This is a genomic window from Paenibacillus sp. JZ16 (assembly GCF_015326965.1).
GTDB lineage: Bacteria > Bacillota > Bacilli > Paenibacillales > Paenibacillaceae > Paenibacillus_AQ.
In genome coordinates this window covers 6,591,950-6,614,150 of record NZ_CP017659.1, presented here as the reverse complement: position 1 = coordinate 6,614,150, position 22,201 = coordinate 6,591,950, and the positions used below count along the sequence as shown (strand labels likewise).

At 50.0% G+C, this 22,201-nt stretch carries 22 protein-coding genes; 1 reads left to right on the top strand and 21 read right to left on the bottom strand.

Annotation, left to right across the window (positions count from 1 at the left end):
* Nucleotides 1-33: 33 nt before the first annotated feature.
* Both BJP58_RS29520 and lspA read right to left on the bottom strand, forming a co-directional pair.
* A complete protein-coding gene (locus BJP58_RS29520; protein WP_194541679.1) occupies nt 34-1,005 on the bottom strand; it encodes an RluA family pseudouridine synthase in 972 nt (323 codons plus the stop codon).
* A complete protein-coding gene (gene lspA, locus BJP58_RS29515; RefSeq protein WP_194541678.1) occupies nt 1,005-1,505 on the bottom strand; it encodes a signal peptidase II in 501 nt (166 codons plus the stop codon). Before lspA ends, BJP58_RS29520 begins: the two co-directional genes overlap by 1 nt.
* A 209-nt stretch (nt 1,506-1,714) precedes the next feature.
* Between lspA and BJP58_RS29510 the strand changes: the two genes are divergently transcribed.
* A complete protein-coding gene (locus BJP58_RS29510) occupies nt 1,715-2,461 on the top strand; it encodes a TraR/DksA C4-type zinc finger protein (RefSeq protein WP_194541677.1) in 747 nt (248 codons plus the stop codon).
* Between the two features lie 73 nt (nt 2,462-2,534).
* On the opposite strand, the gene BJP58_RS29505 is transcribed toward BJP58_RS29510, so the two are convergent.
* From BJP58_RS29505 to spoVE, 19 genes are all read right to left on the bottom strand, one after another.
* Nucleotides 2,535-2,882, bottom strand: coding sequence for a DUF5665 domain-containing protein (locus tag BJP58_RS29505; protein WP_071223000.1), 348 nt, complete (start codon nt 2,880-2,882; stop codon nt 2,535-2,537).
* Between the two features lie 234 nt (nt 2,883-3,116).
* Nucleotides 3,117-6,206 (bottom strand): isoleucine--tRNA ligase, encoded by a 3,090-nt coding sequence (ileS, locus tag BJP58_RS29500; RefSeq protein WP_194541676.1) that lies wholly within the window; start codon nt 6,204-6,206, stop codon nt 3,117-3,119.
* Nucleotides 6,207-6,607: 401 nt separating this feature from the next.
* Nucleotides 6,608-7,102, bottom strand: coding sequence for a DivIVA domain-containing protein (locus tag BJP58_RS29495; RefSeq protein WP_071222998.1), 495 nt, complete (start codon nt 7,100-7,102; stop codon nt 6,608-6,610).
* A 172-nt stretch (nt 7,103-7,274) separates the two neighbouring features.
* On the bottom strand, nt 7,275-8,057 hold the full coding sequence (locus BJP58_RS29490; RefSeq protein WP_194541675.1) for a YlmH family RNA-binding protein: 783 nt from the start codon (nt 8,055-8,057) through the stop codon (nt 7,275-7,277).
* Between the two features lie 14 nt (nt 8,058-8,071).
* Entirely contained in the window at nt 8,072-8,341 is a 270-nt protein-coding gene (locus tag BJP58_RS29485; protein WP_194541674.1) for a YggT family protein, read from the bottom strand.
* Between the two features lie 8 nt (nt 8,342-8,349).
* Nucleotides 8,350-8,796 (bottom strand): cell division protein SepF, encoded by a 447-nt coding sequence (locus tag BJP58_RS29480; protein ID WP_009589651.1) that lies wholly within the window; start codon nt 8,794-8,796, stop codon nt 8,350-8,352.
* 2 nt (nt 8,797-8,798) lie between these two features.
* Nucleotides 8,799-9,488, bottom strand: a complete 690-nt coding sequence (locus BJP58_RS29475) for a YggS family pyridoxal phosphate-dependent enzyme (protein WP_194541673.1) — start codon at nt 9,486-9,488, stop codon at nt 8,799-8,801.
* 8 nt (nt 9,489-9,496) lie between these two features.
* Nucleotides 9,497-10,354 (bottom strand): peptidoglycan editing factor PgeF, encoded by an 858-nt coding sequence (pgeF, locus tag BJP58_RS29470; protein WP_194541672.1) that lies wholly within the window; start codon nt 10,352-10,354, stop codon nt 9,497-9,499.
* Between the two features lie 69 nt (nt 10,355-10,423).
* The gene (locus BJP58_RS29465) at nt 10,424-10,723 is read right to left on the bottom strand and encodes a YlmC/YmxH family sporulation protein (RefSeq protein WP_233354800.1); all 300 of its coding nucleotides are present in this window, start codon (nt 10,721-10,723) and stop codon (nt 10,424-10,426) included.
* 200 nt (nt 10,724-10,923) lie between these two features.
* A complete protein-coding gene (gene sigG, locus BJP58_RS29460; protein WP_006209087.1) occupies nt 10,924-11,706 on the bottom strand; it encodes an RNA polymerase sporulation sigma factor SigG in 783 nt (260 codons plus the stop codon).
* Nucleotides 11,707-11,783: 77 nt separating this feature from the next.
* Complete coding sequence (gene sigE / locus BJP58_RS29455) at nt 11,784-12,506, bottom strand: RNA polymerase sporulation sigma factor SigE (protein ID WP_071222992.1); 723 nt, start codon at nt 12,504-12,506, stop codon at nt 11,784-11,786.
* Nucleotides 12,507-12,676: 170 nt separating this feature from the next.
* Entirely contained in the window at nt 12,677-13,723 is a 1,047-nt protein-coding gene (gene spoIIGA, locus BJP58_RS29450; protein ID WP_233355170.1) for a sigma-E processing peptidase SpoIIGA, read from the bottom strand.
* Between the two features lie 387 nt (nt 13,724-14,110).
* Complete coding sequence (gene ftsZ / locus BJP58_RS29445) at nt 14,111-15,241, bottom strand: cell division protein FtsZ (RefSeq protein ID WP_194541671.1); 1,131 nt, start codon at nt 15,239-15,241, stop codon at nt 14,111-14,113.
* Between the two features lie 57 nt (nt 15,242-15,298).
* Nucleotides 15,299-16,582, bottom strand: coding sequence for a cell division protein FtsA (ftsA, locus tag BJP58_RS29440; protein WP_194541670.1), 1,284 nt, complete (start codon nt 16,580-16,582; stop codon nt 15,299-15,301).
* 215 nt (nt 16,583-16,797) lie between these two features.
* Nucleotides 16,798-17,553, bottom strand: coding sequence for a cell division protein FtsQ/DivIB (locus BJP58_RS29435; RefSeq protein ID WP_194541669.1), 756 nt, complete (start codon nt 17,551-17,553; stop codon nt 16,798-16,800).
* A 60-nt stretch (nt 17,554-17,613) separates the two neighbouring features.
* Nucleotides 17,614-18,897, bottom strand: a complete 1,284-nt coding sequence (murA, locus tag BJP58_RS29430) for a UDP-N-acetylglucosamine 1-carboxyvinyltransferase (RefSeq protein WP_071222989.1) — start codon at nt 18,895-18,897, stop codon at nt 17,614-17,616.
* 16 nt (nt 18,898-18,913) lie between these two features.
* Complete coding sequence (gene murB / locus BJP58_RS29425; RefSeq protein ID WP_194541668.1) at nt 18,914-19,819, bottom strand: UDP-N-acetylmuramate dehydrogenase; 906 nt, start codon at nt 19,817-19,819, stop codon at nt 18,914-18,916.
* Nucleotides 19,820-19,977: 158 nt separating this feature from the next.
* Nucleotides 19,978-21,087, bottom strand: a complete 1,110-nt coding sequence (murG, locus tag BJP58_RS29420; RefSeq protein WP_071222987.1) for an undecaprenyldiphospho-muramoylpentapeptide beta-N-acetylglucosaminyltransferase — start codon at nt 21,085-21,087, stop codon at nt 19,978-19,980.
* A gap of 5 nt (nt 21,088-21,092) precedes the next feature.
* On the bottom strand, nt 21,093-22,190 hold the full coding sequence (gene spoVE, locus BJP58_RS29415; protein WP_071222986.1) for a stage V sporulation protein E: 1,098 nt from the start codon (nt 22,188-22,190) through the stop codon (nt 21,093-21,095).
* Nucleotides 22,191-22,201 lie beyond the last annotated feature (11 nt).

Here is a 22,201-nt window from a genome sequence, read left to right as displayed (position 1 = left end):
GACCCCAAAACCTATAAATGCAAAAAGGGACCGCTAGCGGCCCCTTAAAATCGTCAACAGTTCTTCCATATCATCCGGCATCGGTGCCGAAAACTCCATGTATTCCCCCGTAGAGGGATGGACAAAACCCAAAATGGCGGCGTGAAGCGCCTGACCGTTTAATTTAATCCCCTTGCTCTTGCCGTATACAGGATCACCTACGAGAGGATGGCCGATATACTTCATATGCACGCGGATTTGATGCGTACGTCCCGTCTCCAGCTTCAGCTCGAGAAGACTGTAATCCCCGAACCGTTCCACTACGGTAAAATGAGTCACCGCATGTTTGCTGTTCCGGTCTGTGACGGTATACAGTTTACGATCCTGCGCGTCGCGGCCGATCGGAGCGTCAATAGTGCCTTGATCATGACTGATGTTGCCGTGCACCAAGGCCAAGTAACGGCGGTTCACGCTGTGATCCTTCAGCTGGGCGGCAAGAGAAGCATGAGCTTTATCATTCTTCGCTGCCATAATCAGACCGGTCGTATCCTTGTCAATCCGATGGACGATGCCGGGGCGAAGCTCCCCATTAATGCCCGATAAGTCGTTGCAGTGAAACATCAACGCATTCACAAGCGTCCCTGACGAATGTCCCGGAGCCGGATGGACCACCATCCCTCGAGGTTTATTCACAACAATGACATCCGCATCTTCATACGCGATCTCAAGCGGGATATCTTCCGGAATAATCTCTACTGCCGATGGCTCAGGAATTTTCAGCAGGATGCGGTCACCCTGACTCACCTTGTAATTGGACTTAACCGGACCTTCATTCACGAAAACATGTCCATCCGTAATCCATAACTGCACCTGGGAGCGCGAGACATCCTCACCGAGGCTCTCCGTTATGTATTTATCGATACGGGTTTTGGCAGATTCGGCATCCACCAACCATTCGAAAGCTTCCGATTCGTGCCCCGTTTCACCTGTCCATTCCGAACCTGTATCCATACCGTCTTGCAACATTATTCATTCCCTTCTGTGCCAGAAACTTCACTTGTTGTCTTTATCTTCTCGCGTCTTCCTTCCAGAAGCGTGTCCAATATGATCAATCCCACACCGATGACGATACAAGAATCGGCAATATTAAAAATCGGGAATGTGTAGCTGCCAAAATTAAATTGCAGGAAATCGACAACCTCCCCCGTCAACAAGCGATCGATGAAGTTTCCGAGTGCCCCGCCAAGCACGAGCGCAAGAGCGGTAGGCAGCAGCTTCCGTCCTTCCTTCGATACCTTCCGCAGATACCAGACAATTCCGCCCACAACGATTAGCGTCACAATAATGAAGAACCATAATTGATCCTGCAGTATGCCGAACGCGGCTCCCCGGTTTCGGCTGGACGTAATCAGGAAGAAGTCCCCAATCACAGGGATCTGTTCATACATCTCAAGGTTCGAAGCAATCAAGTACTTGGTTCCCTGATCGATAAGAAATAAAACAAATGCAATCAAATAATACACCACTTGTTTATGTCACTCCGTTCTTGTCTTCTCCAATCAGACAATCACCTCGCTGATCGGTCCGTAACTCGTCTTATTGTAGCACAGCGGCTCAGAAATCGTCCATTCCTGTCCAATCACGAGAACATTTTCCGTCAGTAAAACCATCTCAATGGGTGCACTCTATACACATGAACCAGAAGGTCAACTTCGGACCATGAAAGGAGCCTGACATGTCGCATCTAACTCAGGAGCAACTCAATAATTTACAACAAAAGCTGATGGATCGAAAGGTTGAGCTTGAACGGCGCATGGTATATAACGACCAGCATGGGCTGGGGGAATCAGAGCGAGATATGACCGGCGAGCTGTCCCATATTGATAACCATCCCGGGGACTTGGCAAGTGAGATGTTTGAACGAGAAAAAGATCTTGCACTCCAGGATAGGGTGGATCAGGAGCTGCAGCGGGTTATTTTTTCACTTGAAGCGATTCATCACGGCCGTTACGGCGTGTGTCTTACCTGCGGCCAGCCAATTCCATACGAACGGTTGGAGGTTCTCCCGGACACACAATATTGTGTAAAGGACACGCCTCGCGAACGAGTCTCCCACGATCGTCCGGTTGAGGAGGAAGTCCTTGCCCCCGCTTTTGGAAAATCCAGTATGGATGAGCACGATTATGCTGCGTTTGATGGCGAGGACGCCTGGCAGATTGTTGAAAGCTGGGGGAACTCCAACTCCCCTGCGCTGGCGGAAGGCAACGAAATTGACAGTTATAACGAGATGGATATCGAGAATGGCGATGATCAAGGCGGATTTGTTGAAGTGTATGAAAATTTCGTTGCAACCAATATCGATGGCTCCGAGGTGTTTATCGTACGAAGCCCGCAATATGTCGATTACCTAAACCGGGGCGAAGGAAGCTACCTGCTTGATCCCCATGGCGATCCTGATGATGATAATGAATCCTTCAGTTAAATAAGCGTTTACGACCGGCAGCGTATTATGAAATCTCAGCGGCTGCCGGGCATTACATATTCATATAGATCACTCACGTCAGCTCAAGCTGACGCTGAACGATCCGGACAATATCTGCAATGTAGTCGCCGATAATAGGCAAATTCAATGCACCAAGTGCCTGAAGGACATAGATAATGGTCGCCGCAAAAAAGGTAAAGCCAATCGCGATTCCCACACCGCGGGCCGACCCGGCCAGCAAATTGGTCCAAATCAACTTCCATGGGCGGTTCAGCAGCTGGGTATACTCCGCGATCCGAGCTTTCTCCAGCTGCTGTGCTATGTCCGTGGTCATGCGGTGTATGGCGCTCAATTGGTCCCGCTCTTCCTCAAGTGATTTTTTTTGTTCAGTTGGCACCCCAGCATCCGGCTTCTCCGCCATTTCTACCGCCCCTTTGCCTAAACTAATCGACTTCAAATTATAGACCCAGAGCAGCTACATTACCTTGTATGCTCGTAATCTGCTTACCATTACATATCAATTCGCTGATTATTATGCATCTATGGGAAGCATCTCATTCGTTTGTGAGAACACCCTTAAGTATTCGATATTTTATAAATACAAAAAAACACTGCCCCTGTAGATAAGGGCAGTGTTTTATAACCAATTTATAACTTAGGCGATGTGGATGCCGATGGTTTTGCCGCCAAGCTCAACCCGCTCCATGTCTTCGCTTTGTCCAAATTGCAAATCGTTCACTAGGACATTCTCGCGCAGCACATCTTCAAATGCGGCGATCGCAACTTGAAGCTCTTCATCCGTATCGAGGGTCAAGTTCACCCGCTTCTCGATCGGCAGGTCCAGCTTCTTCCGCGTATCCTGTACGGCACGCACCACTTCGCGAACCCAGCCTTCCTGCTCGAGCTCCGGCGTGATATCCGTATTAAGCGCAACGGTTAAACCATAACCTGAAGCGGATGCGAAGCCTTCCTTCGCCTTCTTCTCCACCAGCAGCTCTTCAGATGTGATCTGTAATTCTTCACCTTCCGGCGATGTCACGTTCACGCCGCCCGTTTGGACTACCTTGCGAGTCTCGTCACTGCTCATGCCTTTCAGGAACCCTTGCAGGAAGCCGATATTTTTGCCGTATTTCTTGCCTGCAATCTTTAGGTTCATTTTCAGCGTGAAATCAACGAAACCACTGTCGCTGGTCTCCACCTCAATCGCTTTGACGTTGATCTCATCCTTGATGATGTCTTCATATCCCGCAAGGTCAAACTCGCGATCCATGGATACGATGAGCTCAGACAGCGGCTGGCGCGTTTTGATCCCGGTCTCGTTGCGGACATTGCGCGCAAGCTCTACGATCTGTCTAGCCGTCTCCATGTCCTGCTCGAGCGCCTTGTCGATCAACGCCTCGTCGGCTTGCGGGAAGTCGGCCAGATGCACGCTCTCACCGCCGCCCAAGTTGACGAAGATATCTTCGGACAGCATCGGCGTGAATGGTGCCATCAGCTTGGAGAGAGTCAGCAGCACGTGTGTAAGCGTCCCGTATGCGGCCAGCTTATCTTCCCCGAGTCCGCTGCCCCAGAAACGGTCGCGCGAGCGGCGGATATACCAGTTGCTCAGCTCATCCACGTAAGCTTCGATTGCTTTGGCCGCATTCAGGAAATCATTCACGGCCAGTCCCTTGTCAACCACTTGAATCAAGCTGTTCAGTCGGGACAGAATCCAGCGGTCCAGCTTGTGGTTCGATCCCTTGAAGTCATGCTCCTTCGGATCATAGCCATCGATGCCGGCATACAATGTCAGGAACGCATGGGTGTTCACCAGCGTATCGACAACCTTGGATTTGGCTTCGCCGACGATTCCTTTCGAAAAGCGTTTGCTGTTCCATGGTGCACTGTCAGCGAGCAGCGCCCAACGGAACGCATCCGTACCGTACTCTTCGATGATTTCCCAAGGATCGATGACGTTGCCCTTGGATTTGGACATCTTCTGTCCGTTTTCATCAAGAATATGTCCTGTGGCCATAACTGCTTTATAAGGCGCTTTACCCGTGAAGAGGGTCGATACGGCAAGCAAGCTGTAGAACCATCCACGCGTCTGGTCGATCCCTTCGCAGATCATATCGGCAGGATACTGCTGTTCGAATTTCTCCTTGTCCTCGAATGGATAATGGTATTGTGCATACGGCATCGATCCGCTGTCAAACCATACGTCGATGACTTCCGAGGTCCGTTCCATGACGCCGCCTTCACAGTGAGGGCATTTCACTTTCACTTCATCCACATACGGCTTATGCAGCTCCAGATCCTCCGCTACCTCGCCTACGGCGTTAGCCCGAAGCTCCGCAATGCTGTGCGGCGAGAATTGCCCTTCACAAGAATCGCAGACCCATACGTTAAGCGGTGTTCCCCAATAACGGTTCCGGCTAATATTCCAATCGACCAGATCTTCAAGGAACTTGCCGAAGCGGCCTTCGCGCACATGGCCCGGATACCAGGTGACCTCATTGTTGTTCGCGATCAACTGATCCTTAACCGCTGTCGTTTCGATAAACCAGCTCTCCATCGCATAATAGAGCAGCGGGGATTTACAGCGCCAGCAGAATGGATAGCTGTGCTCGTATTTCTCCTTGCTGTACAGAAGTCCTTTTTCAGACAAAGCCTTCACGATGTCCAGATCGCAATCCTTCACGAAGCGTCCGGCAAAATCCGTCACTTCATCGGTATAACGGCCTTGGCCGTTCACGACACTCACGAAGCTGATGCCATTCTCACGGCATACGCGATAGTCGTCTTCACCGTGCGCAGGAGCCATATGCACAATCCCCGTACCGCTTGCATCGGTAACAAAGGAAGCGCCGACGATGAGATTCGTTTTTTCCGCTTTTACATACGGGAACGGAGGATCGTAAGTCTTGCCGACCAGCTCGGAACCTTTCAGCGTGGACAGAACGGTAAAGTCGCCCTTCATGACATCCTCTACCAGATTCTTAGCCACGATATAGATGCCGTCCTCCTGCTCGACGCGGGCGTAATCCATATCCGGATTCACAGCCAGTGCCACGTGGGATGGAAGCGTCCAAGGCGTCGTTGTCCATGCCAGTACATACTCTCCGCTGTCATGCAGCTTAAATTTAGCCGTTGCGCTAAGGTCTTTAACATCCTCATAACCTTGCGCCACCTCGTGGGAGCTGAGCGTGGTCTGACAGCAAGGACAGTATGGGCTCACGCGATGACCGCGGTACAGAAGGCCTTTATCATGAATCGTCGCCAAAATGTTCCATACACTCTCGATATAGTTGTTCTCAAGTGTGATGTACGGATGATCCAGATCGGTCCAATAAGCAATCGCCTCAGTCAGCTCGCGCCACTTGTGCTCATATTCAAATACGCTGGCTTTGCATTTTTTGATAAAAGCTTCAACGCCATAATTCTCGATCTCCTGCTTGCCGGAGATGCCAAGCTGCTTCTCTACGCCAAGCTCAACCGGAAGCCCGTGCGTATCCCAGCCCGCTTTCCGAACGACATGGTAGCCCTTCATCGTCTGATAACGGCCCACAAAATCCTTGATGACGCGGCCAAGCACGTGACCGATGTGCGGTGCGCCGTTAGCGGTCGGCGGACCTTCGTAGAATACATAATTCGGCTTGCCGGCCCGCAGCTCGATTGATTTCTTGAACGTGTTCTCCTCGTTCCATTTGTTCAAGATGCGCAGCTCTCTGGCCCGCGCTTTCTCCTTGACGTCTACTCTGTTCATACAGATCTTCCTTTCACTTCGTAAATGTTCTGTGAAAATAAAAAAAGGCCTCATCCCCCAAGGGACGAGAACCTGTTCTCGCGATACCACCCTAATTTCGCACGGCCGACTTCAAATGGAAGTCTGCCCAAACGACACCTCAATGTCCATGCCTGTTCGTAATAGGCAAGGTCCGATATAACGTTCGGCTGACGGTTCAGCTTACACACGCGGTTAAACGCTTCAGCTTCACTTCTCAGGGATGATCTTCTGCTTGGTCTGAACGCCGGGCTTTCAGCAACTGCCGGCTCTCTGAGGGACAGATCCTTCGCGTACTATTCCCATCAACGAATGGTTGTATGAATCAACAATATGTTATTAGTTATAGACTCTTTCGCGGAAAAAGTCAACCGGATACCCGCCTAGTATACTTCTTTTGGTTCAAGACTCGGTTCCCGGTTCTCGAGCGTCTCCCAGCCTTCTTGTTTCAACAGCTCCAGCTGCGCCTCAACCAGGGAGCGGAAGCGGGTGCGGTAGATGGAAGCCTGCTTCTTCAGTTCTTCAACCTCAAGCGCGATTTTGCGGGATTTACCGAGCGCATCATTAATGATCCGATCCGCATTCTTCTCGGATTCCTTAATGATCAGCTGGGCTTCCTTCTTCGCGTTGTTCTTCAGCTCATCCGCCGCCTCCTGAGCGACAATGATGGTCTTAGACAAGGTTTCCTCAATATTCGAAAAATGATCCAGTCTTTCTTGCATCGCAATAAGCTGGTTGCCCAACTCTTTGTTCTCCCGGATCACACTTTCATAATCCTTAATAATCTGATCCAAAAACTCGTTGACCTCGTCCTCATCATAACCCCGAATTCGACGAGCAAATTCCTTGTTATGTATATCAAGCGGCGTCAATGGCATGGTGTGCACCTCCTAAATATATGGGCCTTACAGGACGGTTCATCCGCTGTGTTAGCCAAACCACCCGTCCGTGAAGACAATAGCGGTCATTTACGATTTATCGGTAAATCCATTGTTATTTTGAATGACACTTTGTACTCATTCGACAAAAAAACGGCAATTCCTTCAAAGGTCAGGCATATTTCCCAACCTTGATACGGTACCGCCCTTTTTTCGTCAGGCTTCCTGTCTCCAAAACTTTAAACCGTCCAAAGCCTTGGATGGAAACGACATCGCCTTCTTTTAAATTCGTTGAGGGGTCCTCTTCCACTTTCCAGTTCACGCGGCATCGGCCAGCCTTGATCGGCACCACGATTTTCGTACGGCTGATTCGATATGCATCGCTGGCGATTCCGTCCAGTCTCATGGAAGATACCGTAATATCCATCGTTTCGAAATTCGTGCGGGCAACTTCAAGCTTGTCCATTGGCAGCAGTTCCGTCATCACATGCACCCGGTGGACCTGGCTGAGATTCAGATGGAGAAACGCGCTGATATCGTCGGCTACGACCGCATGGCAGCCGTCCGCGAGCACATGGATGTCACCAATCTTCGATCTCTTAATGCCAAGACCCAGAATCGAACCCATGTAGTCGCCATGCTCCAGCTCCAGAAACTTCTGATCTCCGGAAGAAATGCTGAGCACCTTCATCTTGAAATCCTCGCCCTCAAGCGCTCGGTAATCTGGAGCGATCCACGCCCGAACGCGTTCTGCATCAGCATGTCCACCATCAAACATGGCATGCACATCCGGATGACGATTCACGAGCGATTCCAGAATGAATCGCTGACGAGGATCCAGAAAATCCGTCAGTTTCGCTTCATGATATTGTCCGGCATTGACAACCCACTCCCAAGCCCGGTCCACAAACTCCCGTTCATCCTTGTGAAAATGATCGTAGATGTCCAGTTTCATCGCTCATTCACCTGCTATAGGAAATATCCGAGAATTGCGTACACACCACGCTGTGCCAGCTGCAGCACGAACAATGCGACAATGGGGGAAATATCGATCATGCCCATGATCGGCGGAATAAACCGGCGAAATGGTGCAAGATAGGGCTCTACAAGCTTGCCAAGCAGCTCGCCGATAAAGCTTTCTCGTACATTAGGAAGCCATGACATTAAGACGTAGACCAAGATCATGTAAAAATAAATTTGGAACAGCGTTCCAACGATACTGTAAATTTCGTAGGTCAAAGCCTAAATCACCTCATTCTGTTATATTCATGCTCGTCTGCTAGAATCTCCGAGATCGAACCTTGGATCTCCACGGTATCCGGCGTGCATAGGAAGATGTTCCCGCCCACCTTCGAGATTCCGCCGCTAAGCGCATACACGGTTCCGCTGAGAAAATCGATAATGCGCAGCGCCTGATCATTCCTCACACGCTGCAGGTTGACCACAACCGTTCGGAATGACCGCAGATGATCTGCAATCTCCTGTGCTTCATCATATGAACGAGGCTCCACTAATACAACCTTCACGTTCTTCTGTGAATGAATGCTTACGATATTGCCGCTTTTTTGGTTCTTCCGATGATCAAACGGCGTTGCCTCCACCGGCTCTTCCTGCGAGGCCAGTACCTCGCGTTCCACAACTTCTTCTTCCTCTTGCAGTCCCAAGAAATTCATAAACCGGTTCATCACGCCCATCGTCAATCCTCCTCTTTCCCTACTAAAGTCGAGCCGAGACGCACCCAGGTCGCCCCTTCCTCTATGGCTACTTCAAAGTCATTGGACATGCCCATGGACAATTCGGTCAATGGCTCCGCCGTAAGCGCCTGCTTGTTCAGCTCATCTCTTAGTTGTCTTAAACCACGAAATACAGGACGCGTCTGCTCCGCCGACGATTCATATGGAGCCATGGTCATGAGTCCGGTCACCTTTACGTGTGAAAGACTGTTGATTTCCTTCAAAAACTCGGCTGCTTTCTCAGGAGGCAAACCATACTTGGATTCCTCGCCCGAGATATTGACCTGCATAAAGGCGGATACCTGCAGATCCAGCGCAGCAGCCCTCTTCTCCAGCTCATGGGCCAGAGACAAGCGGTCAAGCGAATGAATATATTGAAATTTATCAATGACATCCCGAACCTTATTGGTCTGAAGATGGCCGATGAAATGCCATGTGCCGCGGCTTCCAAGAGCGTTCCATTTCGCCTGGGCATCCTGCCAGCGGTTCTCGCCGATATGCTGCAGTCCCTGATCCAGTACCGAAGCTGTCATGTCCAAGGAGACATATTTAGTAACCGCAATGATATTTACATCATTCCGGTTCCTGCCGCTTCTTGCGCAAGCCTCCGTGATTCGCTGTTCCACTCGATCGATACGTTCCTTCAAACTCAAGGGACGACTCACCTCTTTCTCATCCCGATCCAACTTGCCATACGACCCGTTGTCCCCCCATCTTTACGATAAGAGAAGAACAGATCATGATTGCAGCTTGTACACCATGATGTACATTCGATATGTTCCGCCAATATTCCTGCTTTAATCATAATGTGTCTGTTTATTTCTTTCAAGTTCAGCATGTATTTCCCTTGTCCCTTGTCGATATAAAAAGCTGAATTTGTAACTTTCTCGGATGTGTTTCCCTCGATTCCGATATCGCGGACACGATCCATGACCCGATCATCCACCTCGTAACAGCACTCGCTTATGGATGGACCAATCGCAGCGTGAATGTGCTGAGGCAGGCTTCCGTATTCCACAACCATCCTGTCGACCATTTTCTCAGCGATGCTTCCCACGGTCCCCTTCCAGCCAGCGTGTGCCAAACCGACAGCACCCGTAACCGGATCCCAAAAATAAAGCGGCACGCAGTCCGCGTAGAAAGACGTCAATAAAACGCCGGGAACATCGGTTACAAGTCCATCCGTATTTTGAAAAGCCGAGGCTCGGTCCAAACTCCCTCTGCCCCTGTCCTTATCATGAACCACGCCAATCTGAACATCATGGACCTGTTCACCGCAAGTCCAGTCTTCCAGAGAAAAACCCAATGCCGCAGCGGTTCGTTTCCGGTTCTCTACAATGTCACCCGGCTCGTCTCCGACATGAAAGGCCAAATTCAAACTATCATAGGGGGCTCGGCTTACGCCGCCATGCCGGCCTGTGAAGCCGGCCGTGAGTGCGGCGCTTCCTGATCCCCCACTCCATTTTTCAAGCACAAACAGACTCGGTGTCTGCTGATCTTGTCTAACAAACGGTTCCATGCGCATCCCACCTCTATGACCAGTGTAACAGAAAACCCACGCCGGAGACACATTAACCGGATCCTCTGTTTAGAAGGATCGCCGGTCCGGCCGGTCCAGGTATTCCACCGATTCCTGATCATCGGGCGTTCTTCGCAATTCCTCCATTTTGACAAGGACGACATCCGAACCAATCTTGACGATATTCCGCCACGGAATGATCAGGTCGCTCCCGCCGCCGAACAGCCCCATAAATTTACCGTAACTTGGCACCACAATCGCTTCAATCCGGCCCTGCCGCAAGTCCAGCTCCAGATCGCTGATCTGTCCGAGCCGTTTGCCATCAATGATATTAATAACGTCCTTCGTTTGAAAATCGGAAATTTTCATCTTTTTCCCCACCATTTGATTATCAGGTATCATGAGCATCACACCTTAGATGTATTTGAAGGTTAGCCGTCCGTCCATCCATCTTCAATCCATATCCCTCTGTTCAATATATGAGCCGCTTAGGTAAAATAGCTTATCTAAAATTAAAAAAACGATCCCATAAACGGGATCGTCATCTGTTCGATTGATTGCTGGTCTTCTTACGTTTTGACGTGCTTCTGCATCTGCTTGATCGCTGACTTCTCCAGGCGGGACACTTGAGCTTGGGAAATGCCGATTTCATCCGCAACTTCCATCTGGGTCTTGCCTTCATAAAACCGCATGGATAAAATCATTTTCTCGCGTTGTCCGAGCTTGTGCATCGCTTCCCGGAGCGCAATTTCCTCAATCCAGGACACATCTTTGTTCTTATCATCACTGATTTGATCCATCACATAAATCGGATCGCCACCGTCATGATAAATCGGCTCAAACAGCGAAACGGGATCTTGAATAGCATCTAGTGCAAAAACAACGTCTTCCTTGGGCACGTTCAGCGCTTCGGAAATTTCAAAAATCGTCGGTTCTCGCGAGTTCGCATTTGTCAGCTGATCCCTGACCTGAAGTGCTTTGTAAGCAATATCACGCAGTGATCGGGAGACGCGAATCGGGTTATTGTCCCTTAAGTATCGACGTATTTCTCCGATAATCATCGGTACGGCATAAGTGGAAAATTTAACATTTTGCGATAAATCAAAATTGTCGATGGCTTTCATCAATCCGATGCAGCCCACCTGAAACAGATCATCAACAAACTCTCCCCGATTGTTAAACCTTTGGATGACGCTGAGCACCAGTCTCAGGTTGCCGTTCACCAGTTTTTCTCGAGCCGATCGTTCATTGTTCTGCTGCAGATTATGAAACAGTTCCCTCATTTCCACATTCGTCAGAACAGGCAGTTTTGACGTATCCACACCACAAATTTCAACTTTGTTTCGCGTCATGATGACTAACCTCCCAAGGAGAAACATTACTGTACATTATCTCCGAGGGGGGCTATTTTATTCCTTACGATTTCCAGTTACACCATCTTGTTGAATTCTTTGCGGAGCCTCTTTATTATTCTCTTCTCCAATCGGGAAATGTAGGATTGTGAGATTCCAAGCAGATCTGCCACGTCTTTTTGCGTCTTTTCCTCACCGTCCTGAAGTCCAAAACGAAGCTCCATAATCATGCGTTCCCGGTCGCTTAATTTATCCAGCGCTTTTTGCAGCAGCTTCCGGTCGACCTGCTCCTCGATATTACGGTAGATGGTGTCATTCTCAGTACCCAAAACGTCGGACAAGAGCAATTCATTGCCGTCCCAATCGATATTCAGCGGTTCGTCAAAAGAAACCTCGCTGCGGGTTTTGTTATTCCGGCGCAAATACATCAAAATTTCGTTCTCAATACAGCGCGAGGCGTATGTAGCCAGCTTGATTTTTTTCTCCGGGTCAAACGTATTCACCGCCTTAATCAAACCGATGGCACCAATCGATACCAAATCCTCGATGTTAATGCCGGTGTTCTCGAATTTGCGGGCAATGTAAACGACCAGACGCAGGTTACGTTCGATAAGCATGGCACGGGTGGCTGCATCCCCGGTAGGCAGCTTCTTGAGCAAGAACTCCTCTTCCTCTTTCGTAAGCGGCGGCGGGAGCGCCTCGCTTCCTCCGATATAGTAGATTTCCTGACTCTTCAGGCCTAGCAAAAAAAGTACGCGATAATACTGCAGCTGCAATGCTAATCTCCATTTAACGGGCATCTCTTATCCTCCTAAACGTTTTCCCGTAGGGATAACTGGCTTCATAAACGTAATTTCAATTCTTCTAGTCCGGCATGCTCTGGAAATGTCATAAAGGTTTTCAAAGACTTATTCATGAGTCCGCCGTATTAATGGCAAACTCGAACACTATGAAAATGGCTTCATGGTTATCATCCTGCGTTCTTGGCTGCACCTGATTCCGGTCCGGTCCCCCCATTGAGCGATGAAGCGTCCACCTCGGATTTGCAGCTTCCATCGGACACCGGCTTGTTTGAATTGGCATTCATCTTCGGCGTACCTTCTCCTTCCGTTAATGCCGGATGGATAATGGCCCTGTATGCCCTGTCACCTGAGAGCGTCCCGCCATCAAGACCAATTAACACCTTGGATGCCGAATATTCAAATCCTCCCAGTTCGATCCGTACCATGTCGGGCTTTAACGCAAGCATGAAGGCGGCCCCCCGGTTGACTCCGCGATAGGGAACAAGCCGCAGACGGTCTTGCCATTCAAATTCCTCTGCCGCGAGCCCCATGATTAATTTGTCCGGTTCCCCCTCCATCAACTGTTTGCTCCATCCCTGAGGCAGGTGGGCTTCCCACAGTGCTGCTTCCATCACCATAACCGGCGTGCGAGTTAAGGGATCACTCAATTGATTACCTGTATCGAGCAGCCCCGCACAGGATATTTTGGCGCTGCCGATCCATACCGACACCTCTCCCAATAAGGCCTCCCGGTTCTCGGTTTTACGTTTCGTGGTCTGAACGGCTTTAAATGCGAATACAACTACAAAAAAGGTAATGCACGCAAACCAGAATCCTACCTTCAATTCAAACGATAGCCCTCCCGATGTTGTATACCATATCCCGCTAAACAGTTCTCCCGAATTTTGGACCAGGTAATGAACACCGATAATGCCTCCGGCCGCCGCAAAATTCACCATATAAAATGCTCCCAAATTTCGCAGATAACTCTGTAAGCTTGCAAAGCCGAAAGCAATCCATAACATGATCAACGAGAGTCCAAATTTGATGAGAAAAGTAAACAAAAATGAAAGTTGCGGGACAAACATCATGACGACATACAGTGCGCCTACCACAGAGGATAATACAAGTCTCCACCACCTTGGCTTGACCCTGCGCATCCAGGCGGTCAAAGCCAGCAACATGCCGTCAATGACGAGGTTTGCCAAAAATATGAGATCAATATAAACAACCAGGTTGTTCACCTGCCTAGTCGAAGAATCACTTCGGTTATCCTTCTGTTGTTTTCTGGGCAACGGGAGATGTTACTAGTATAAGAAGAATAGAATTCAAAGTCTGTCTAAACCTGTGGGCGGATTACAGACTTTTTTTGTCGATGAAGGGCAGTTTTTAGAGACCTGTACCAGGAGCAGCCTCTTGGCGTTATCGGCGATCTCTATCTTGGCAGGAAAGCTCGGGGAATATCCTTAATTTCCACAGTAATTGCTGATTGGACTTTCATTCGTGAAAGTGTGACAGCATCAGCTGTTGGCTTTGTAAATGAAATAAAAGGAAGATGACGAGGCGTGGATATAAAAATAAGCCTGTCTTCATCATGATGACGAAGCACAGGCTTACCGTTATTAATCATTATTGCGGGAACGATTGCGAAGGAAAGTAGGAATATCAAGCTGATCATTGCTGCTCTGATTGCCAAACGGCTTCAGATTTACATTACTCTTGTCCGTTTCCGGCTGCTGTTGTTGCTGTTGTTCCCCTTGTGGCATTCCAGGACGACGTACCGGCGGGATTTGAGCAGGCTTGCTCTCAAAGCCGGTAGCGATAACCGTTACTTTGATTTCATCCTTCATGCTTTCCTCAATGATCGCACCGAAGATCATGTTCACTTCCGGATCAGAAGCAGATGTTACAATCTCGGCCGCTTCATTCACTTCATACAAGGAAAGATTGGTCCCTCCCGTAATATTCATGATCACACCGCGAGCACCTTCGATAGAGGTTTCAAGCAGCGGGCTCATGATCGCCTTGCGGGCAGCCTCGGAGGCTCGATTCTCACCCGTAGCCAGTCCGATACCCATCAGAGCCGAGCCGCGTTCTGTCATGATCGTTTTCACGTCGGCAAAGTCAAGGTTGATCAGACCCGGCACTTGGATCAGATCAGAAATGCCCTGAACGGCCTGACGCAATACGTTATCAGCTTCTCGGAACGCTTCCAGCATCGGTGTTTTCTTATCCACGATCTCCAGCAAGCGATCATTCGGAATGACGATGAGTGTGTCCACTTTCTCTTTCAATGCTTCAATGCCAAGCTCCGCTTGGGAAGCACGCTTGCGTCCTTCGAACGTAAACGGACGAGTGACAACCCCAACCGTTAATGCTCCGCACTCCTTAGCAATTTCAGCAATGACAGGAGCAGCACCCGTTCCGGTTCCGCCACCCATACCGGCCGTAACGAATACCATATCGGCACCCTTCAGGGTGTTCATGATCAAATCGCGGGATTCTTCCGCAGCCTTCTTGCCTACGTCAGGATTGGCGCCGGCACCAAGTCCGCGAGTGAGCTTGTCCCCGATTTGCAGTTTATGTTCGGATTTGGCAAGGTGGAGTGCCTGAGCATCCGTATTGACCGTAATGAATTCAACACCCTGCACACCATTCTCAATCATTCGGTTAACGGCGTTGCTGCCGCCGCCACCTACTCCGATTACTTTTATTTGAGCTAAGCTCTCCATTTCAAAATCAAATTCCAACATCTAATCCATCTCCCCCTCAATGTGCGTGGATGGCACGTCCACAGTCGAATGAATCCGCTATATAAACTCGCTGAACATCTTTTTCAAGCGTTCAATAAATCCCGGCTTCTGGCTGGTCTCCTGAGTTGCTGCGACAGGACTTTGCTGCTTAGCGCGGTTCACCGGTTTCTTGCTATTTCCGCTGCTGTTGTTGCTTCCTCCTGTATTGCGTACACGTACGTTCCGGATTGCATTATGGAGGATGCCGACTCCGCTGCAGTATCCCGGATCACGAACACCGATGAAATCGGGAACCGCAATCCGTACGGAAGTCGCCAGCTCATTTTGTGCCACCTGCAGCACACCAGGCATGGACATAGTGCCCCCAGTAAGTATATAACCACCAGGAAGCTCGCTGTAACCCAAGCGCTTAATTTCTTGGCGCACCAATTGGAAAATTTCCTGAACGCGAGGTTCTATGATAGCTGCCAGATCTTCCTGAGTGAACTCCTTGTCCACATTGCTTCCAATTCTTGTTACCTTAAACGTTACTTCGTGTGCGGCACTCTCGATCAGCGCGCATCCGTACTTCAGTTTAACCTTCTCTGCTTGATCCGTCAGCGTTCGCAGGCCATAAGCAATGTCATTTGTCACGAAATCTCCACCAACCGGAAGCGTCGAAGTTGCGGCAATGCTGCCTCCCTCGAACACAGCCAACGTGGTTGAGCCCGCCCCAACGTCAACCAGCACCGAACCCATCGTTTTCTCATCCTTGGACAAGGCCAGCTGTCCGGCACCAAGCGGAATCAGCACCAGATCCTTCACTTTCAGACCTGATTTCTCCACACAACGTAACAGGTTATGTATTGCCGTTTTGGCGCCAGTAATAATCGTCGCTTCAACTTCTAGTCTTACGCCGATCATTCCTCGCGGATCAGAGATTCCTTCCAAACCGTCAACTACAAACTGTTTAGCAACCACATCGATAATTTCACGATCCGGAGGAAGCGCCACGACTTCCGCTGCTTTCAGCACGCGGTCGATGTCCTCTTCACCAATTTCGCGATCCTCGTTCGATACTGCCACAACTCCATGGCTGGATTGAAGTCCGATATGATTTCCAGAAATGCCGACATATACTTCGGATATTTGAATACCGACCATACGCTCCGCATGATCAACAGCGCTGCGAATGGATTGTACGGTCTGGTCGATATCTACAATTGCACCTTTGCGAATTCCCTCCGAGTCGGCAGATCCAACTCCAATAATATTAAAGGTTCCATTATTAACTTCCCCAATAATAGCACGAACTTTGGATGTACCGATGTCCAAACTAACAATGATGTCATTGTTGCTCAAGCCCTGGCACCTCCTGTTTTTAGCAAATTAATTTTGATTATAAAGAATACATTTCTACTTATTCAACACTCGTGGGTCTTTCCCTCTTTTTTCAACATTTTTTTTACTGCCAACATTTGCTATAACAGGCCGTAAAAGTCATTCAAAAAAGAAGAGCCGAAACAAGTTGTCAATACTTTCAATTGTACCATTTATTCCAATCCCTGAGTAGGGGGTTATTGCCCTTCTTCCGCGTCTTCTCCAACTTCTTCTACAAACGGTACGTAAGAGTCTGCTTCCAGCATCGTAATCACACCCGGCCGCTCCATTTCGGTAACCTGATTCAGATATTCTACTTTGTCACGGAGCAAGGAAACAGAAGTGATAACTTCGAATTTGGAACGTGTATACATCTTGATCCGATCCGGAAAAGATAGCGTCGGTGACGGCATGATTTCCGAGATATCGGAGGTCAGGCTGCCCGAAATCTCCGCAAGCACTTCGCTAAGCACAGCCTTGTTGGGGTCGCCTGGATCCCAATTGGTCAAAATAGGCTTCTCAACGGCAATACCACTCGCTGTAACCGGAACCGAGTTACCGCTTGCCAGTATGGCTTGAAGTTCCCCGCTGTCGGACAGCTCGTAGGCCACCGTAGGATGTTCCGTTACCACGATGCTGACTTCGCCCGGAAAGCTCTTGACCACTTCAGCCGACTTAATCGTTCCGAGCTTCATCAGCCGTTCCTGCACATCTTTCGGCTCAACGCCAAAGTACTGGTCTCCGATGTGGAGTCCGCTTTGCTTGATAAGCTGCTCATTGGTATTAAACGTATTCCCTGTAAAATGAATCTCGGTAACTTGGCTGACTGACGACCGGAAAAACAGAATCGTCAGCAGGGCTACGAACAGCAGCAAAAGTATCCATATGATTTTTTTGGCTGTTTTCGGTTTAGGCTTGTCCTGCTTCAGGACAGGCATATGTGTCTTGGACATATCCACTCTCTCCATAAAGACCTGTTATCCCCTCCTTGTTCGGAGGGGAAGCCCAGGACCTCAATTGGCTAAATCAAGCGGTTTTGGCACCGGAGATTGACGATAGATCCGGGCGCCTAAACCTTGGAACATGTTTTCAATACGATCATAACCGCGATCAATATGGTGAACTTGCTCCACCACGGTCGTTCCCTGCGCGGCCAAACCGGCAATGACGAGCGCCGCTCCAGCCCGAAGATCGGTTGCCTCCACCGTAGCTCCATAAATTCTCTGAACACCGCGTATAAACGCGTAGTTCAGATCCGTGGAAATGTCCGCCCCCATACGGGAGAGTTCCTCCACATGCTTGAACCGTCCTTCGAATACCGTCTCTTTCATCACGCTAAATCCGTCCGCCAAGGACAGCAGGACCATAACCTGAGATTGCAAATCAGTCGGGAACGAAGGATACGGTGAAGTCACGATACGTTCCACCGCTTTAGGACGGCTCATACAGCTTATGTTTATTATATCATTGCATATACTGGTTTGAACACCGGCGCGCTTTAGCACATGTATAAGGGAAGTTAAATGAGATGGATTGGTCTTTGTAAGCGTTACACTACCGCGGGTGACAGCTGCTGCGATCATGACGGTGCCGGCTACGATCCGGTCCGGTATAATCTCGTACTCGCAAGGCTCCAGACGCTCCACGCCATGGATCGTGATGGTATCCGTTCCTGCGCCGATAATGTTCGCTCCCATCTTGTTCAGGAAATGCTGAAGGTCCTGAATTTCAGGCTCTCTGGCGGCATTGGTGAGCACCGTTGTGCCAAGCGCCGTTGCTGCTGCCATCATGATATTCTCCGTTGCCCCTACGCTGGCAAAATCCAGATGAATATCCGTTCCGACCAGCCGGCTTGCCCTGCAATGGATCTTATCGTTACTCTCCTCGATTTCCGCACCAAGCGCCTGCAATCCCTGAAGATGGAGGTCGATCTTGCGTTCTCCGATCGCGCAGCCCCCTGGCTGATAGATCGTCACTTCACCAAAACGGGCCAGCAGAGGTCCCATCAAAAAGATGGAGGATCGCATCTGCTTCATTAAATCTTCCGGGACATGAAACGAATTGGCAGACGAGGTATCCACGGTAACCGTCTCCAGCTCATGCTTGCATTTGGAGCCAAGACGGCTGAGAATGCTGAGCATCACTTCAATATCCAGCAGGTGCGGGACATTGCTTAATCTTACAGTCCCTTCTGCCAGAAGACTAGCTGCTAGAATAGGTAAAGCTGCATTTTTTGCTCCATGGATACGAATGGTTCCAGATAGGGGCCTTCCACCCTCAATCACCAATTTGTCCAATGTATCACCTCCGAGTTTACCGCTCGCCCAGAACGTACACCTCAGGCACCATGTGAATTCCGTTCTTTTCCGAGATGGTTTCCTTAATACGTTCCATCAAAGCGAGCACGTCCTCTGCTGTCGCTTGACCGGTATTCTCAATGAAATTGGCATGCTGTAAAGAAACTTCTGCGCCCCCGATCCGCAGGCCCTTAAGACCGGCAGCCTCGATCAACCTCGCGGCATGGTCACCGGGCGGGTTGCGAAAAACACTGCCTGCCGTTGCGGATTGGAGCGGCTGTGTACGCCGGCGACGGTCCTTGTAGGAGGACATAACAGCTGAAATTTCTTTGCGGTCTCCTTGACGGAGCCCAAATACCGCTTCAGTCACAATCCCTTTTCGTTCATGCAGAATGGAGTGTCGGTAATCAAACGCCATATCTTTCGCAGCATACGTAACCAATTCCCCTGTCTCCAGTACAATGTCAGCGGACTTGAATATGCGTGACACATCAGACCCATGGGCACCTGCATTCATATAGACGGCCCCTCCGACCGATCCAGGAATGCCTCCGGCAAATTCAAGACCGGATAATCCTTCTTTTCCGGCCAGAACACTGAGCTTGACAAAAGACAGACTGCCGCCTGCAGTTACCGTCTCTCCGTCAAAATGAAGCCCCTCAAATCCCTGGCCCAGCTTGATGACCGCTCCCCGAATGCCTTTATCGGCAACCAACATGTTTGAACCGCGGCCCAATTGTGTCCAAGGTATGTGATGGGCATGGAGAAGGGTGACCAGTTCCCTGAGCTGTTCCTTGTTCTCAGGTATAATCAGGCAATCGGCTGGTCCGCCTATTTTCCACGTCGTATATTTTGCCAGCGGTTCATTCCATAACACTGTTCCGATATTGGCCTCTGATAGTAGCGATTTCCACTGCTGCATTTTAAATAAACCTCCCCTTGACTTTCAAAACCAAAAGGCCATTCCTTCAACTGGATGAAGAGATGGCCGCTGTCAGTAATGCCGGCCTCATGGGTGTGTCACGATTATAGAGTATCTTATGTCAGGCTCCATAGGTGTGTGACAATCGCCCAGCCGATTTAGCGTTTGCCGGTTAACCGGCGGATTTCTTGAACCATGACGGATGCCGAATCCGGTTTGCCGAGCTTTTTCGCAGCCGCGGACATCGCCTCTCTGGAAGTACGACTGGTCATGATCTCCTCAAGCTTTGCGAACAGCGATTCCGCCGTCAAATCCTTTTCAAGAATCATGCTGGACGCACCCGCTTCCTCCAATTGCCTCGCATTTGCCTCCTGATGGTTATTGGTGACGTTAGGTGAAGGGATAAGTACGGATGGAATGCCAAGCGATGTAATCTCCGCCAGGAATGAAGCTCCCGCACGGTTTACAATCAGCGAAGTAGCCGCAAGCACTTCCGGCATATTATGAACGTATGGCACGATATGAAGTTGATTCGGCATGGTACCGAGCTGGGACAGAATGGATTCCCGCGTGTTCTCAAAATAAGTTTCGCCCGTAACAAACACGAAATGTACACCCGGCAGCTTCTGTATGAACGGCGCCATCCCGATCATCGCGTTATTGATCGCCTTGGCACCCCGGCTTCCGCCGACGATCAGTACGACCTGGCTGTCCACCGGAATGCCGAGCGTAGCAAATCCACGTTCACGATTGGCGGATAATACCGTTGTCGCACGTGGATTTCCTGTATATACCGTTCTTTTGGCTTTAGGAAAGGAAGACTCCGATCCCTCAAAGCTGACCGCCACCGTATCCGCATAGCGGCTGAGGAACTGGTTGGTGAGGCCGGGAATCGCATTCTGCTCATGAATCATGGTTGGTATCCCGAGCTTGGCCGCTGCATAAACCACCGGACCGCACACATAACCTCCGGTACCGATCACGACATCGGGTTTAAATTCCTTCAGCAGGGCCTTCGATCGCTTCACGCCTTTGAAAAAACGCATGATCGTCTTCACGTTATCCAGCGACAGCTTGCGCCGGAACCCCGTGATATCGATGCTCTCAAACGGCAGTTTCTCCTGGGGTACCAGCTTGCTTTCGAGACCCCGTTTACCTCCGATATATAAAAACTCCGTTTTCGGATCTTCCTTTTCACATTGTCTTGCAATGGCAACGGCGGGGTAAATATGCCCCCCCGTTCCGCCGCCGGTCAATACGACACGCATACCCTTCACCTCGCATAACGGGAAATATTTAATAGAATGCCCAGCGCCGTCAGCATCAGCGTCAGTGAGCTGCCTCCGTAACTGATGAGCGGCAGCGTAATCCCTGTTACCGGCATTAAACCGATAACGACACCGATATTGATAACGACCTGTATGGCGACCATGCCCACGATCCCAACAGCCAGCAGACTTCCAAAGCCGTCGGATACCGTCATGGCCACTCTCATGCCCCGCCACACCAAGGCAGCGAACAAGAGCAGTACAATCAAACCGCCAATGAATCCAAGCTCTTCGGCCAAGATCGAAAAAATAAAATCAGTCTGCGGCTCAGGTACATAAGCGTACTTCTGACGACTCATGCCAAGCCCGAGCCCGCCGAGTCCGCCCGGCCCTATGGCATAGAGGGATTGAATGATCTGATAGCCTGCGCCAAGCGGATCGGACCATGGATCGAGAAACCCGGTTATCCGCTTCAGCCGGTAGGGGGCTGTCAGAATCAAGCCAATGAAACCGGCAACCCCGCCTAATGCGAGAAAGCCCAGATGCTTCATCTGTGCCCCTGCGGTAAAAACAATCATCATCGCAGCTCCAAGCATAACGGCACCCGTACCCAAATCAGGCTGCAGCATAATCAATCCGAATGCCAGTCCGATTAAACCAAGCGGCGGCAAAAGCCCCCTAGTAAAAGACGTAATATCATAATCTTGCTTACTGAGCCAGCGTGATAGAAACAGAATCATGCCCAGCTTCATAAACTCGGAGGGTTGAATTCCGAACGAGCTGATGCCGAGCCAGCTTCTGGCTCCGCCGCGAACAACGCCGATCCCTGGAATAAGTACGATAATCAGCATAAAAAAGCAGACCAGCAATGCAAGCTTGCTGTATTTCTTCCAAACCCGATAGTCGGTCCTCGATGTGAAGTACATGGCAGCAAGCCCCAAACAGGCAAAAAACAGCTGACGCTTCACAAAATAAAACTTATCGCCATAGTCATGAAATGCGAGGACGGATCCTGCGCTGTATACCATGACGATTCCGATGGCCAGCAGGGCCAAAATACAGATAAGCAGCCACAGATCGGGCGCCTGGCGGTTCTTGTTCATGGAAAGGCCAC

Coding starts and splice junctions, on each gene's coding strand:
- BJP58_RS29435 (WP_194541669.1), bottom strand. CDS start 17,553: ATGTCCAAGACACATATGCCTGTCCTGAAGCAGGACAAGCCTAAACCG.
- murB (WP_194541668.1), bottom strand. CDS start 19,819: ATGCAGCAGTGGAAATCGCTACTATCAGAGGCCAATATCGGAACAGTG.
- BJP58_RS29495 (WP_071222998.1), bottom strand. CDS start 7,102: ATGCCATTGACGCCGCTTGATATACATAACAAGGAATTTGCTCGTCGA.
- sigG (WP_006209087.1), bottom strand. CDS start 11,706: ATGACGCGAAACAAAGTTGAAATTTGTGGTGTGGATACGTCAAAACTG.
- ftsZ (WP_194541671.1), bottom strand. CDS start 15,241: ATGTTGGAATTTGATTTTGAAATGGAGAGCTTAGCTCAAATAAAAGTA.
- BJP58_RS29490 (WP_194541675.1), bottom strand. CDS start 8,057: ATGAAACTGGACATCTACGATCATTTTCACAAGGATGAACGGGAGTTT.
- BJP58_RS29510 (WP_194541677.1), top strand. CDS start 1,715: ATGTCGCATCTAACTCAGGAGCAACTCAATAATTTACAACAAAAGCTG.
- BJP58_RS29465 (WP_233354800.1), bottom strand. CDS start 10,723: ATGAAAATTTCCGATTTTCAAACGAAGGACGTTATTAATATCATTGAT.
- spoVE (WP_071222986.1), bottom strand. CDS start 22,190: ATGAACAAGAACCGCCAGGCGCCCGATCTGTGGCTGCTTATCTGTATT.
- sigE (WP_071222992.1), bottom strand. CDS start 12,506: ATGCCCGTTAAATGGAGATTAGCATTGCAGCTGCAGTATTATCGCGTA.
- BJP58_RS29480 (WP_009589651.1), bottom strand. CDS start 8,796: ATGGGCGTGATGAACCGGTTTATGAATTTCTTGGGACTGCAAGAGGAA.
- murG (WP_071222987.1), bottom strand. CDS start 21,087: ATGCGTGTCGTATTGACCGGCGGCGGAACGGGGGGGCATATTTACCCC.
- BJP58_RS29505 (WP_071223000.1), bottom strand. CDS start 2,882: ATGGCGGAGAAGCCGGATGCTGGGGTGCCAACTGAACAAAAAAAATCA.
- ileS (WP_194541676.1), bottom strand. CDS start 6,206: ATGAACAGAGTAGACGTCAAGGAGAAAGCGCGGGCCAGAGAGCTGCGC.
- BJP58_RS29520 (WP_194541679.1), bottom strand. CDS start 1,005: ATGTTGCAAGACGGTATGGATACAGGTTCGGAATGGACAGGTGAAACG.
- pgeF (WP_194541672.1), bottom strand. CDS start 10,354: ATGGAACCGTTTGTTAGACAAGATCAGCAGACACCGAGTCTGTTTGTG.